Source organism: Aeromonas sp. FDAARGOS 1406 (genome assembly GCF_019048565.1).
Classification (GTDB): Bacteria; Pseudomonadota; Gammaproteobacteria; order Enterobacterales; family Aeromonadaceae; genus Aeromonas; species Aeromonas caviae.
The window spans coordinates 3,214,216-3,227,338 of the sequence record NZ_CP077378.1 but is presented as its reverse complement, the minus strand read 5'-3'; the positions used below and the strand labels follow the sequence as shown (position 1 = coordinate 3,227,338).

General features: G+C 63.3%; 7 protein-coding genes. 3 read left to right on the top strand and 4 right to left on the bottom strand.

What is annotated here, in order from left to right; genetic code table 11:
• Positions 1 to 45: 45 nt before the first annotated feature.
• Together acnB and I6L36_RS15245 are read right to left on the bottom strand one after the other, a co-directional pair.
• Positions 46 to 2,643, bottom strand: a complete 2,598-nt coding sequence (acnB, locus tag I6L36_RS15250) for a bifunctional aconitate hydratase 2/2-methylisocitrate dehydratase (protein ID WP_109111859.1) — start codon at positions 2,641 to 2,643, stop codon at positions 46 to 48.
• Between the two features lie 229 nt (positions 2,644 to 2,872).
• A complete protein-coding gene (locus I6L36_RS15245; RefSeq protein WP_216986730.1) occupies positions 2,873 to 5,176 on the bottom strand; it encodes a patatin-like phospholipase family protein in 2,304 nt (767 codons plus the stop codon).
• A 273-nt stretch (positions 5,177 to 5,449) separates the two neighbouring features.
• Here I6L36_RS15245 and I6L36_RS15240 point away from each other — a divergent pair, with 273 nt between their 5' ends.
• From I6L36_RS15240 to I6L36_RS15230, 3 genes are all read left to right on the top strand, one after another.
• Positions 5,450 to 7,360, top strand: coding sequence for a methyl-accepting chemotaxis protein (locus I6L36_RS15240; RefSeq protein WP_048208552.1), 1,911 nt, complete (start codon positions 5,450 to 5,452; stop codon positions 7,358 to 7,360).
• Positions 7,361 to 7,482: 122 nt separating this feature from the next.
• Positions 7,483 to 9,129 (top strand): methyl-accepting chemotaxis protein, encoded by a 1,647-nt coding sequence (locus I6L36_RS15235; protein ID WP_124243695.1) that lies wholly within the window; start codon positions 7,483 to 7,485, stop codon positions 9,127 to 9,129.
• A gap of 144 nt (positions 9,130 to 9,273) precedes the next feature.
• Positions 9,274 to 9,456: a hypothetical protein gene (locus I6L36_RS15230; RefSeq protein ID WP_017779057.1), complete on the top strand. Its 183-nt coding sequence runs from the start codon at positions 9,274 to 9,276 to the stop codon at positions 9,454 to 9,456.
• Positions 9,457 to 9,529: 73 nt separating this feature from the next.
• Here the strand turns inward: I6L36_RS15230 and lpdA are convergent, their stop codons facing one another.
• Both lpdA and aceF read right to left on the bottom strand, forming a co-directional pair.
• Positions 9,530 to 10,957 (bottom strand): dihydrolipoyl dehydrogenase, encoded by a 1,428-nt coding sequence (gene lpdA, locus I6L36_RS15225; protein WP_109111856.1) that lies wholly within the window; start codon positions 10,955 to 10,957, stop codon positions 9,530 to 9,532.
• Positions 10,958 to 11,105: 148 nt separating this feature from the next.
• On the bottom strand, positions 11,106 to 13,025 hold the full coding sequence (gene aceF / locus I6L36_RS15220; protein WP_216986729.1) for a pyruvate dehydrogenase complex dihydrolipoyllysine-residue acetyltransferase: 1,920 nt from the start codon (positions 13,023 to 13,025) through the stop codon (positions 11,106 to 11,108).
• Positions 13,026 to 13,123 lie beyond the last annotated feature (98 nt).

Sequence of the window (13,123 nt, the reverse complement as noted above, 5' to 3'; positions counted from 1 at the left end):
GTCGAGACGCGGCATTGTTATTTTCAGTGGTCAGACCGGCGAGTCTCAGACCGCTTGCTGCAGGATCACCGCATCGGCCTTCTTGGTGTAGGAGGCGATCTCGTTGAAGTTCAGGTAGCGGTAGGTGTCGGCAGCAGTGGCGTCTAGGGTCTTGGCGTACTGCAGGTACTCGGCCACGGTCGGGATCTTGCCGATGATGGCGGCAACCGCGGCCAGCTCCGCAGAGGCCAGATAGACGTTGGCACCCTTGCCCAGGCGGTTCGGGAAGTTGCGGGTGGAGGTGGAGACCACGGAGGCCCCTTCCGCTACCCGCGCCTGGTTGCCCATGCAGAGGGAACAGCCGGGGATCTCGATGCGGGCACCGACCCGACCGAAGATGCCGTAGTAGCCCTCTTCGGTCAGCTGATCCTTGTCCATCTTGGTGGGCGGCGCGATCCACATGCGGGTCGGCAGCTCGCCCTGATACTTCTCGAGCAGTTTGCCGGCGGCGCGGAAGTGGCCGATGTTGGTCATGCAGGAACCGATGAACACCTCGTCGATCTTGTCGCCAGCTACGTCACTCAGCAGACGGGCATCGTCCGGATCGTTCGGCGCGCACAGGATCGGCTCCTTGATGGTGGCCAGGTCGATCTCGATGATTTCGGCGTACTCGGCATCCTTGTCCGCTTCCATCAGTACCGGGTTGGCCAGCCACTCTTCCATCCCCTTGATGCGGCGGGTGATGGTGCGCACGTCGCCGTAGCCTTCAGAGAGCATCCACTTCAGCATCACGATGTTGGACTTCAGATACTCGATGATCGGCTCTTTATCCAGCTTGATGGTGCAACCGGCGGCGGAACGCTCGGCGCTGGCGTCCGCCAGCTCGAACGCCTGCTCCACCTTCAGGGTCGGCAGACCTTCGATCTCGAGGATGCGGCCGGAGAAGATGTTCTTCTTGCCCGCTTTCTCGACGGTCAGCAGCCCCTTCTGGATGGCGGCGTAGGGAATGGCATGGACCAAGTCACGCAAGGTGATGCCCGGCTGCAGCTCGCCCTTGAAGCGCACCAGCACGGATTCCGGCATGTCCAGCGGCATCACGCCGGTGGCGGCGGCGAAGGCCACGAGGCCGGAGCCCGCCGGGAAGGAGATCCCGATGGGGAAACGGGTGTGGGAGTCACCACCGGTACCCACGGTATCCGGCAGCAGCATGCGGTTCAGCCAGGAGTGGATGACGCCGTCACCCGGACGCAGAGAGACACCGCCGCGGTTCATGATGAAGTCCGGCAGGGTGTGGTGAGTCTGCACGTCGATGGGCTTGGGATAGGCCGCGGTGTGGCAGAAGGACTGCATGGTCAGGTCGGCGGAGAAGCCGAGGCAGGCCAGATCTTTCAGCTCGTCGCGGGTCATGGGGCCCGTGGTGTCCTGGGAGCCGACCGTGGTCATCTTGGGTTCGCAGTAGGTGCCCGGGCGAATGCCCTTCACGCCACACGCCTTGCCCACCATCTTCTGGGCCAGGGTGAAACCTTTGCCGGTATCGGCCACCGGCTGCGGACGGCGGAACACGGTGGAGAACGGCAGGCCCAGCGCTTCGCGGGCCTTGTCGGTCAGACCGCGGCCGATGATCAGCGGAATGCGGCCACCGGCGCGCACTTCGTCGATCAGCACCTCGGTCTTCAGTTCGAACCGGGCCAGCACCTCGTCGGTGCCGTGGCGGGTGATCTTGCCCTCATAGGGGAAGATGTCGATGACATCGCCCATCTCCAGTTTGGAGACGTCCACTTCGATGGGCAGGGCGCCGGCATCTTCCATGGTGTTGAAGAAGATGGGGGCAATCTTGCCGCCGAGGCAGACGCCGCCGGCACGCTTGTTCGGCACGAACGGAATGTCGTCGCCCATGAACCAGAGCACGGAGTTGGTGGCGGATTTACGGGAAGAGCCGGTACCGACCACGTCACCCACGTAAGCCAGCGGGAAGCCCTGCTCTTTCAGCGAATCGATGGTCTTGATGGGGCCGATGACGCCATCCTTGTCCGGGGTGATGCCGGGACGGGCGTTCTTCAGCATCGCCAGGGCGTGCAGCGGAATGTCCGGGCGGGACCAGGCGTCCGGCGCCGGCGACAGATCGTCGGTGTTGGTTTCGCCGGTCACCTTGAACACGGTGACGGTGATCTTCTCGGCCAGGGCCGGGCGGTTCAGGAACCACTCGGCGTCGGCCCAGGATTGCAGCACCTGCTTGGCGTGGGCATTGCCCGCCTTGGCCTTCTCTTCCACGTCGTGGAAGGAGTCGAACATCAGCAGGGTGTGGGAGAGACCCTTGGCGGCAAGAGGAGCCAGGGTCGCATCGTCCAGCAGGTCGATCAGCGGCTGAATGTTGTAACCACCCTGCATGGTACCGAGCAGCTCGACGGCTTCGGCGGCAGTCAGGATGGGGGAATGGGCCTCGCCCTTGGCGACGGCGGTGAGGAAGCCGGCTTTCACATAGGCCGCTTCATCAACACCCGGGGGAATGCGGGAGGACAACAGTTCTTTCAGAAAGTCCTGTTCGCCGGCGGGCGGATTCTTGATCAGCTCAACCAGGGCGGCGACCTGCTCTGCGTCCAGAGGTTTGGCAACCACGCCTTCGGCGGCACGTTCTGCGACGTGTTTACGGTATGTTTCAAGCACGACTAATTCCTCTTTGGTCTTTTTTTTGGGGTTCGCCCAAGCTCGCGGCGATCGTCCTTGCGGGACACCCGTAGGGTGCCCCCCACTATATAAGTTTTAACGACTAATTAAAATCCAAACCCTGTGCAGTTATTCATCAAACCAGCATAACCATATAAACCTATTAGGTTTTTTTAGAGTGACAAGCCGCCCACCCAAGGTGATTTAACAAAAAGGCAGCATTTCGCCCTTATTGGAACGTAGTGCCCAATTGCAGATAGAACATGTCGTGTCCCCCCTCCGCCACGCCATAGCCGAGGAAGATGGGACCGAGGAAACTCTCCACCCCCATATAGAGGGAACCCGAGGTATAGGAGGATTCGATGCTGATGTCCTCTCCCTTGTCCCAGACCCCCCCTTGCTCGAGGGAGCCCCCGAGGAACAGGGGCGCCTTGAAGGCACCGAAGTCATTGTCCGCCACCCGGTAGATGTAGCGCAATCCGCCAAACAGGCTGTAGCGACCGCTCAACTGGTAATGCTGGAAACCGGACATGCGGAACAGCCCCCCCAGATCCTGCACGAACAGCGGTACCGTCTCCTGGGAGCTTGAGCCGCCCCCTTCCAGCATCAGGTTGAGGCTGTGCCTGTCCCAGGACCAGGGCTTGATCATCACCAGCCGGTAATTCACCCCCTCGGCCTGCTCGGAGGGGCCGTCCGAGGGGTCGAGATCGACGTAGGAGTAGCCCCCCTTGATGTCCCAGTAGACCCCCTGATAGGGGAAGTAGCGGCTGTCGAGGGTGTCGTGCTCGAAGCGGATGTAGGGTCCCCAGGCGGAGGCATCGGCATCCGCGTTAGTGAGGTTCTGGATCTCCACGCTGCCGATCTTGCCCTCCAGCCCAAGGGAGAAGCGACTCCAGGGCTGGCGATTCCAGCCGACGGCAAGATCCACGCTGGTGAAGCTGTACTCGGAGTCCAGATAGCTGACCCCGGACGACGACCTGCTCTCTTCCGGGAAGAAGACCCGCCGCTGGGTCTTGTCGTAGGCCAGGCTCGTCTCGCCGAAGTAGGTCTGGGAGGGCTCCAGCGGGGTGTAGAAGTCGGTCTTGAGGTGCTTGGCGGTCCCGAGGGACGCCTCGGTCAGCCACTCGCCTCCCCAATCGTTGACGTTGGTCAGGGTGTAGGACATGCCAACGTTGTAGTTGGAGCTGCTCTCGAAGTCATCGGAGAAACCGAGCTGGAAGTTGAGATAACCCGGCCCCCAGTTCTTCTCGCTGGCGTCCACCACCAGCACGTTCTCCCCGTCCCGCTCCTCCACCTCGTAGGTGATGCGATCGAACGACTCCAGGGCGTAGAGGCGACGGATCCCCGCCTCCAGGCTCTCGTAGGTCTGCACCTTGTCCGGACGCACGTTCAGCATGGCCCGCACCGTGTCGTCGGAGAGGCGCGACTTGTTGATGAGCTCCACCTTGTCGATGTAGTAGGCGGGCTGGCCGCTGCGCTCGGCGCGCCGGCTCAGCTTGCCGTTGCGATAGTCGGCGTAGGCGGCGGGCGAGAGAGAGAGCGCATCGAGCCGGGCCGCTGCACTGTTGGCGACCGCCTCCCCGATCTTGATCCCCTCCGGCATCAGGGCGAAGTCGGCGATCCCCATGTTGCCGAACTCGGGGGTCAGCAGGATGTCCCTGGGGCCGAGCAGCGCCTTCTGCTTTTCGGTCCCCACCTGGGTCATGTAGGTGGTGAGCTGATCGATCATGGCCAGCCCCGACTTGAGGGACTCCCTGGTACGCAGCTTGGCGCTGATGTCCACCGCGATCACCACGTCGGCCCCCATGGCCTTGGCCACGTCCACCGGCATGTTGTTGACCGTGCCACCATCGGCCAGGATGCGGCCGTCCCACTCCACCGGCTTGAGGGCACCGGGAATGGACATGGAGGCCTGCATCGCCTTGGCGAGGCTGCCGTGATCCAGCACGAAGGGGGTCACCGTCTCCATGTCGGTCGCCACCGCACGATAGGGGATAGGCAGGTTGTCGAAGCTCTTTTGCGCCGGCAGGTTGGAGGTGGCGTGGCGCAGCAGGCTGGCCATGGACTGCCCCTGGAAGAAGCCGTCCGGCAGCTGGGTCTGGTCACCGTTGACCCCGATGTCGGTGCGCAGTTGGTACTTCTCGGTCTGCTGCTTCTTGCGCAGGGAGAGCTCGTCGCGCCCCACCTTGTCCTGATAGCCCTTGTTCCAGTCGATGGCCAGCGTCGTACGCTCCACCTCCTCGGCGCTGAGCCCCATGGCATACATGCCCGCCACATAGGAGCCCATGCTGGTCCCGACGATGATGTCCACCGGGATGTGCTTTGCCTCCAGCACCTTGAGCACCCCGATATGGGCCGACCCCTTGGCCCCGCCGCCGCTCAGTACCAGGGCGATCCTCGGACGATCCATCTTGGTTGCCCCCGGGTTTCTGGCCGAAGGCGCGGGATCATTGGCTCCGGCCGCCGCCATGAACGGCAGGGTCGCCAGCAGGAGCACGAGCAGGTGGGTCCATCCCCGATGAAAGATGCGCATATGAGAGTCCATAAATCCGGTGCGAGTCGAGCGGGCAGGCCGCCAGTCAGGTGCAGCCTACTATAAGTGCAAGCACTTTAACCGCAAGCCGGGGTGCTGGCGAGGGGTCGCCCCGCTTGCGACGATGTCTCGGCAAAATCGGGCGCCAATCCAGTCCAATCCGGGTGTGAGCGCAAACGTTAATCGACAATAAACGCCCCCGCCGCCTCAAGAGCGCGCCAAATCAGCCGCTATTATGAGTTCAACCCTGGTTCACACTTCCGAGTCACCCTTATGTTCGCAAGCCTGACACTGAAACAGAAAATTCTGGCCACCGTCATCCTCGCCGTGGCCCTCTCCTGCCTGCTGGTGGGCTATTTCAGCCAGCGTTCTGCCCAGCAGCTGATCGAGAACCGCATGTTCGAGCAGGAGCTGCCCAACCTGACCCAGCGCATCGGCAAGGAGATCGAGAAGGATCTCACTTCGGTCGCCAATGCCGCCAGACAGCTTGCCAACGACCGCTTCGTGCTGGACTGGGTCGAGCGCGGCATGCCAAAAGAGCAGGAGTCCATCCTCATCAACCAGCTCAAGGACATGACGAGCCAGTATGGCCTGGTCACCGCCTCCTTCGCCGATCGCCAGAGTGCCGCCTACTACAACCAGGACGGTTTTCTGCGCATTCTTAATCACGAGCAGGACAACTGGTTCTATGACTACACCAAGAGCCGCCAGGATCTGATGCTCAGCATCTTTCGGGAGAGCAATGGCGAGGTGAAACTGTTCGTCAACTTCCAGCAACTCGACGGACGCGGCCTCGCCGGCCTCGCCAAATCCCTCGACAGCATGGTCAGCATGCTCGCCAACTTCCGCATCGGCGACAGCGGCTTCGTCTTCATGACAGACGGCAGCGGCAAGGTGAAGCTGCACCCCGACGCCGCCCGCATCGATCGGGACAACCTGACCCAGCTGGCCAGCGGCAGCAGCACCAACCTGCTCAACAAGCAGCCCTTTGCCGCCACCCGTGCCGAGGTCGACGGCCAGCCCGTGATCCTGGCCAGCAGCTACATCCCCCTGCTCGACTGGTATCTGGTGGCCCAAGTGCCGGAGGCCGAGATTTATGCCGAACTGGACAGAGCGCGCCTGCACATGGTGCTGGTCAGCCTGGCCATCGCCGTCGGCATGGGGCTGCTCGGCGTTCTCCTGGCGGGCTCCGTGAGCCGCCCCCTCAACGAACTGGCCCGCCTGTTCCGCGAACTCGGCAGCGGTGATGGCGACCTCACCCATCGCCTCAAGGTCGATGGCCGTGACGAACTGGCCCAGGTGGCGACCGGCTTCAACAACTTTGTCGCCAAGATCCACGGCTCCATCGAACAGGTGGCGAGCAACTCCCGCCAGCTCGCCGCCACCGCCAACGAGGTGGCCGCCAAGGCCCAGCTCACCCAGCACAACTGCACCGCCCAGCGGGATCGCACCGTCCAGGTCGCTACCGCCATCCACGAGATGGGAGCCACCGTCAGCGAGATCGCCGGCAATGCGTCTCTCGCCGCCGACGTTGCCAAGCAGGCCAACGAGCAGGCCGATGCGGGGGCCCAGGTGGTCGCCCAGGCCCGTCACGGCATCGTCGGCCTCTCCGGTGAAATCGAACAGGTCGCCGGGGTCATCGAGTCCCTGGCGAGCCAGACCGACTCCATCGGAAGCATCCTCGACACCATCCGCAGCATCTCGGAGCAGACCAACCTGCTGGCCCTCAACGCCGCCATCGAGGCTGCCCGCGCTGGCGAGCAGGGCCGTGGCTTCGCCGTGGTGGCCGACGAGGTGCGCAACCTCGCCAGCCGCTCCGCCGCCTCCACCGCCGAGATCCAGGGCATGATCAACAGCCTCCAGGAGCAGAGCGCCCGCGCCGTCAGCGCCATGGCCCAGGGGCGCAACCAGAGCCTGCGGGTGGTGACCCAGGCCGACGAGGCCAACGGCGCCCTCGACCAGATCACCGGGCACATCACCCAGATCAGCGACATGAACATCCAGGTCGCCACCGCCACCGAAGAGCAGTCCAGCGTGGTCGGGGAGATCAACCGCAACGTGGAGGACATCAACCAGCTCACCATGGAGACCGCCGACATCGCCCACCAGTTGACCGAGTCCAGCCGCAGCCTGCAACAGCTCTCCGGCGAGCTCGACAAGCTGGTCGGCAACTTCCGGTTATAAGATGAAAGGGCGCTGCGGCGCCCTTTTTTCACCGGGTCGACAGGGAATACCGACCCCCATGACGGCGAACCGTCATGACAAGCCGCTACAGTAGCGACACAGCAACACACCAAGGAGTCAACATGCTGGCAGGCAACCTCACCATCAAAACCCAACTGATCCTGGCCGTCACCGTGCCCTGTCTCGCCCTGCTGCTGGTTGGCGCCGCCAGTCTGCGCAGCATGGACAACATCAGGCAGCAGGCCGAAGAGCTGTTCCAGAATACCGCCACCCCCATGCGGGCCATGGCGGAAGTGGCCTCCCGCATCCCGCGCATGCGAGTCGGCATCGACATGATGCTATTGCAGGACACCTCCCTGCGCGACGAAAAGGGGGTGCTGACCCGGGTCAAGGAGACCCGCGAGGAAGACATTCCCGAGATGCGCCAGGCCATGGAGCAGGCCGTCAAGGCCCAGGTCGATCCGGACGCCCGGGCCAGGGCCCAGACCCTGCTCGATCAATTCACCCGGGTGGAGCGGGAGGAGCTGACCCCCATGTTGCAGGCGCTCTCTGACAACAAGATGGACGAGGCACGCGCCATCTACCGGGATCGCTACAGCCAGAGCTACGGGGTCATGCGCAAGGGCGCCAATGAGCTGCTCGACGGGTTGATAGGTCAGGCCCAGCATCGCAACGACCTGAGCGAAAACAGCTATGACAGCGGTCGTACCCAGATGATCGCCATCATCGTCATCGCCATCGCCATCTCGCTGCTCGTCTCGACCCTCATCCTCATCGGGCTGCGCCGCCGGGTCTCCTTCCTGCAATCCCATATTGGCGAGGTGGCCCGCCACCTCGCCCTCGACAGCCGCGCCAGTCTCACCGGCAAGGACGAGCTGGCCGAGATTGCCCACAGCTTCAACCAGTTCGTGACCCGGATCCACGGGGCCATCGTGCAGGTGGCGAGCAACTCCCGCCAGGTGGCCGCCACCGCCAGCGAGGTGGCCGCCAAGGCCCAGCTCACCCAGCACAACTGCACCGCCCAGCGGGATCGCACCGTCCAGGTCGCCACCGCCATCCACGAGATGGGGGCCACCGTCACCGAGATCGCCGGCAATGCGTCTCTCGCCGCCGACGTCGCCAAGCAGGCCAACGAGCAGGCCGATGCGGGGGCCCAGGTCGTCGCCCAGGCCCGTCACGGCATCGTCGGCCTCTCCGGTGAAATCGAACAGGTCGCCGGGGTCATCGAGTCCCTGGCGAGCCAGACCGACTCCATCGGCAGCATCCTCGACACCATCCGCAGCATCTCGGAGCAGACCAACCTGCTGGCCCTCAACGCCGCCATCGAGGCCGCCCGCGCCGGCGAGCAGGGCCGTGGCTTCGCCGTGGTGGCTGACGAGGTGCGCAACCTCGCCAGCCGCTCCGCCGCCTCCACCGCCGAGATCCAGGGCATGATCAACAGCCTCCAGGAGCAGAGCGCCCGCGCCGTCAGCGCCATGGCCCAGGGCCGCAACCAGAGCCTGCGGGTGGTGACCCAGGCCGACGAGGCCAACGGCGCCCTCGACCAGATCACCGGGCACATCACCCAGATCAGCGACATGAACATCCAGGTCGCCACCGCCACCGAAGAGCAGTCGAGCGTGGTGGGCGAACTCAACCGCAACGTGGAAGACATCAACCAGCTCACCATGGAGACCGCCGATATCGCCCATCACCTGACCGAGTCGAGCCGCAACCTGCAGCACCTCTCCGGCGAGCTCGACAAGCTGGTCGGCAACTTCCGGCTGTAACTTTTGACTCCCATTTCATCACCCGACAGAGGGCGCAGCGGCGCCCTCTGTCGCCACCACGGCAAGCCGTGACGCAGGCGCTTTTGCGCCACCTCCACCGGCTTCTGAAAATGCCCCATAATCAGGAAAATGAGAGGAGGAGTTATGGGCAAGCTGGTCGTGATGATAGTGCTGGGGGGGCTGCTCAGCGCCTGCAGCAGCGGGCCCGTGCGGGTGCACGGTGCCGACGTGAGCGTGGACGATACCCGGATCCGGGTCAGCGACGGGGATCGCGGAGGCTACGGTACCTTCTGCCCACCGGGACAGGCCAAGAAGGGGCGCTGCTGACCGCTGGGTGCCGAAAGACAGACAACAAAAAGCCGCTCCATGGAGCGGCTTTTCTTATGAAACGGGCAGAAGATTATTTTTTCTTCTTGGCCTTGGCGTTCGGCAGGTCGGTGATGGAGCCTTCGAACACTTCGGCAGCCAGACCCACGGACTCGTGCAGAGTCGGGTGAGCATGGATGGTCAGCGCGATGTCTTCAGCGTCGGCACCCATCTCGATGGCCAGACCGATTTCACCCAGCAGTTCACCGCCGTTGGTACCCACGATGGCACCACCGATGACGCGGCCGCTCTCCTTGTCGAAGATCAGCTTGGTCATGCCGTCGGAGCAGTCGGACGCGATGGCGCGACCGGAAGCAGCCCACGGGAAGGTGGCGACTTCGAAGTTCAGACCCTGTTGCTTGGCTTCCTTCTCGGTCAGACCCACCCAGGCCATCTCCGGCTCGGTGTAGGCGATGGACGGGATCACTTTCGGGTCGAAGTAGTGCTTCTTGCCGGCGATGACTTCGGCCGCCACGTGACCTTCGTGCACACCCTTGTGGGCCAGCATGGGCTGACCGACGATGTCGCCGATGGCGTGGATGTGGGCCACGTTGGTACGCAGTTGCTTGTCCACCTCGATGAAACCGCGCTCGTTGACGGCAACGCCCGCCTTCTCGGCATCCAGCATCTTGCCGTTCGGCACACGGCCAACGGCAACCAGCACGTTGTCGTAGCGAACCGGCTCGGCCGGGGCGTGCTTGCCTTCGTAGGAGACGTACAGGCCGTCTTCACGGGCCTCAACGGCGGTGACCTTGGTCTCCAGCATGATGTTGAATTTCTTGGCAACGCGCTTGGTGTAGATCTTGACGATGTCTTTGTCGGCAGCCGGTACCAGCTGGTCGGCAAATTCCACCACGTCGATCTCGGAACCCAGGGAGGAGTACACTGTACCCATCTCCAGACCGATGATGCCGCCACCGATGACCAGCAGCTTGCCAGGTACGGTCGTCAGTTCCAGCGCATCGGTAGAGTCCCATACGCGCGGATCTTCATGGGGGATGAAGGGCAGCTTCACCGGGCGGGAACCCGCGGCGATGATGGCGTTGTCGAAGGTGACTGTGGTCTTGCCGTCGGCACCTTCCACTTCCAGCGTGTTCGGGCCGGTGAACTTGCCGAAGCCGTTCACGACCTGGACTTTACGCATCTTGGCCATGCCAGCCAGACCGCCGGTCAGCTGGTTGATGACCTTCTCTTTCCACAGACGCACCTTGTCGATGTCGGTCTGCGGGGCACCGAAGACGATGCCGTGCTCGGCCAGCGCCTTGGCTTCTTCAATGACTTTGGCGACGTGCAGCAGCGCCTTGGACGGGATGCAACCCACATTCAGGCAGACGCCACCCAGGGTGGAGTAACGCTCGACGATAATGGTATCCAGACCCAAGTCGGCCGCACGGAAGGCAGCGGAATAACCGGCAGGGCCAGCACCCAGTACTACGACCTGGGTTTTGATTTCTTTACTCATCATGACCTCTTTGTCGTTCTTATATCCCCGGACAGCACAGTCTTATGCCAAACAAGGCGGCTGCAGCCGTGAAAAAAACGGGGCAAGTTTACAATCCTGTTAACGAAATGAGAAGCAAAAAGGGCGGGCTCTGGGCCCGCCCTCTCACTTACAGGACCAGTCGACGAATGTCGGACAACACACCACTCAGGGTGGTGATGAAGCGGGCACCGTCAGCGCCGTCGATGACGCGGTGGTCGTAGCTCAGAGCCAGCGGCAGCATCAGACGCGGCACGAACTCCTTGCCGTTCCACTTCGGCTTCATCTCGGACTTGGAGACGCCCAGGATGGCCACTTCCGGCGCGTTGACGATCGGGGTAAAGCTGGTACCGCCGATGCCACCCAGGCTGGAGATGGTGAAGCAACCGCCCTGCATGTCGGCAGCGGTCAGCTTGCCGGCACGGGCCTTCTTGGAGATCTCGGCCAGATCGCGGGACAGCTCGTGGATGCCCTTCTTGTTGACGTCGCGAACCACCGGAACCACCAGACCGTTGGGGGTATCTACCGCCACGCCGATGTGGATGTACTTCTTCATGATCAGCTTGCTGCCGTCTTCGGACAGGGCGCTGCAGAAGCGCGGATGGGCTTCCAGGGCCTTGGCGGCCGCCTTCAGGATGAACACCAGCGGGGTGATCTTCACGTCCAGCTTCTGCTTCTCGGCCAGGATGTTCTGCTCTTTGCGGAACGCTTCCAGATCCGTGGTATCGGCTTCGTCGAACTGGGTGACGTGGGGGATCATGGCCCAGTTGCGGTGCAGGGCAGGACCGGAGATCTTCTGGATACGGGTCAGTTCCAGCTCTTCGACCGGGCCGAACTTGCTGAAATCAACCTTCGGCCAGGCCACGACGCTCATGCCGTTGCCGTTGCCAGTGCCGGTGCCAGCAGCCGGAGCGGACTCGGCGCGCTTGACCGCATCCTTCACGTAAGCCTGCACGTCTTCTTTGACGATGCGACCCTTGCGACCGGAGGCTTTCACCTTGGCCAGGTTGACACCGAACTCACGTGCCAGACGGCGTACCGCCGGGGAGGCGTGGACGTAGGCGTCGTTGGCGACGAAATCGGAAGCGGCAGCAGCCTGGGCAACGGTTGCAGGAGCGGCGGCAGCCGGAGCGGCAGCAACAGGCGCTGCGGCAGGAGCCGGAGCAGCCACGGCAGCCGGCGCGGCACCCGCCACTTCGAATACCATGATCAGGGAACCGGTGGAGACCTTGTCACCCGCCTTCACCTTGATCTCCTTGACCACACCGGCGAACGGCGCAGGCACTTCCATGGAGGCCTTGTCGCCTTCCACGGTGATCAGGGACTGGTCGGCTTCAACCTTGTCACCCACGGCGACCATGATCTCGGTCACTTCCACTTCGTCACCGCCGATGTCCGGCACCTTGACGTCTTTGGCACCGGCAGCAACCGGAGCAGCGGCAGCAACCGGAGCAGCGGCAGCCACAGGGGCGGCAGCAGGAGCCGGCGCGGCGACGGCGGCCGGGGCAGCGCCCGCCACTTCGAAGACCATCACCAGGGAGCCGGTAGAAACCTTGGCGCCGGCGGCAACCTTGATCTCGACCACGCGACCGGCGAACGGTGCCGGCACTTCCATGGAGGCCTTGTCACCTTCCACGGCGATGATGGACTGGTCGGCTTCAACCATGTCGCCCACGGCAACCATGATTTCAGTCACTTCGACTTCGTCACCACCGATGTCCGGCACGTTGACGTCCTGGCGAGCGGCAGCAGCAGGGGCGGCGGCCGGCGCGGCAGCAACCGGGGCAGCAGCCTGGGCCGGAGCCGGTGCGGCAGCACCCTCGGCTTCGAAGACCATGATCTGGGAACCGGTGGCAACCTTGTCGCCCACCTTGATCAGGATCTCTTTGACGATACCGGCGGCGGGGGCCGGGACTTCCATGGAGGCCTTGTCACCTTCCACGGCGATCAGGGACTGGTCCAGCTCGACCTTGTCACCGACGGCCACCATGATCTCGGTGACTTCAACTTCATCGGCACCGATATCCGGCACCATAATCTGTTTGGACATTGCGCTTTATCCTCTTGCGTGCATCCACGTGACTGCCTGAGCATCGCCACGCGCATCCCGCGTTATCCGTTTAAACCCAGGCAAGGTCGCGCCGGATA

Bases quoted from the DNA above. Each gene is read 5' to 3' on its own strand.
- I6L36_RS15245 (WP_216986730.1), bottom strand. From the start codon at position 5,176: ATGCGCATCTTTCATCGGGGATGGACCCACCTGCTCGTGCTCCTGCTG.
- I6L36_RS15240 (WP_048208552.1), top strand. From the start codon at position 5,450: ATGTTCGCAAGCCTGACACTGAAACAGAAAATTCTGGCCACCGTCATC.
- I6L36_RS15235 (WP_124243695.1), top strand. From the start codon at position 7,483: ATGCTGGCAGGCAACCTCACCATCAAAACCCAACTGATCCTGGCCGTC.
- I6L36_RS15230 (WP_017779057.1), top strand. From the start codon at position 9,274: ATGGGCAAGCTGGTCGTGATGATAGTGCTGGGGGGGCTGCTCAGCGCC.
- lpdA (WP_109111856.1), bottom strand. From the start codon at position 10,957: ATGAGTAAAGAAATCAAAACCCAGGTCGTAGTACTGGGTGCTGGCCCT.
- aceF (WP_216986729.1), bottom strand. From the start codon at position 13,025: ATGTCCAAACAGATTATGGTGCCGGATATCGGTGCCGATGAAGTTGAA.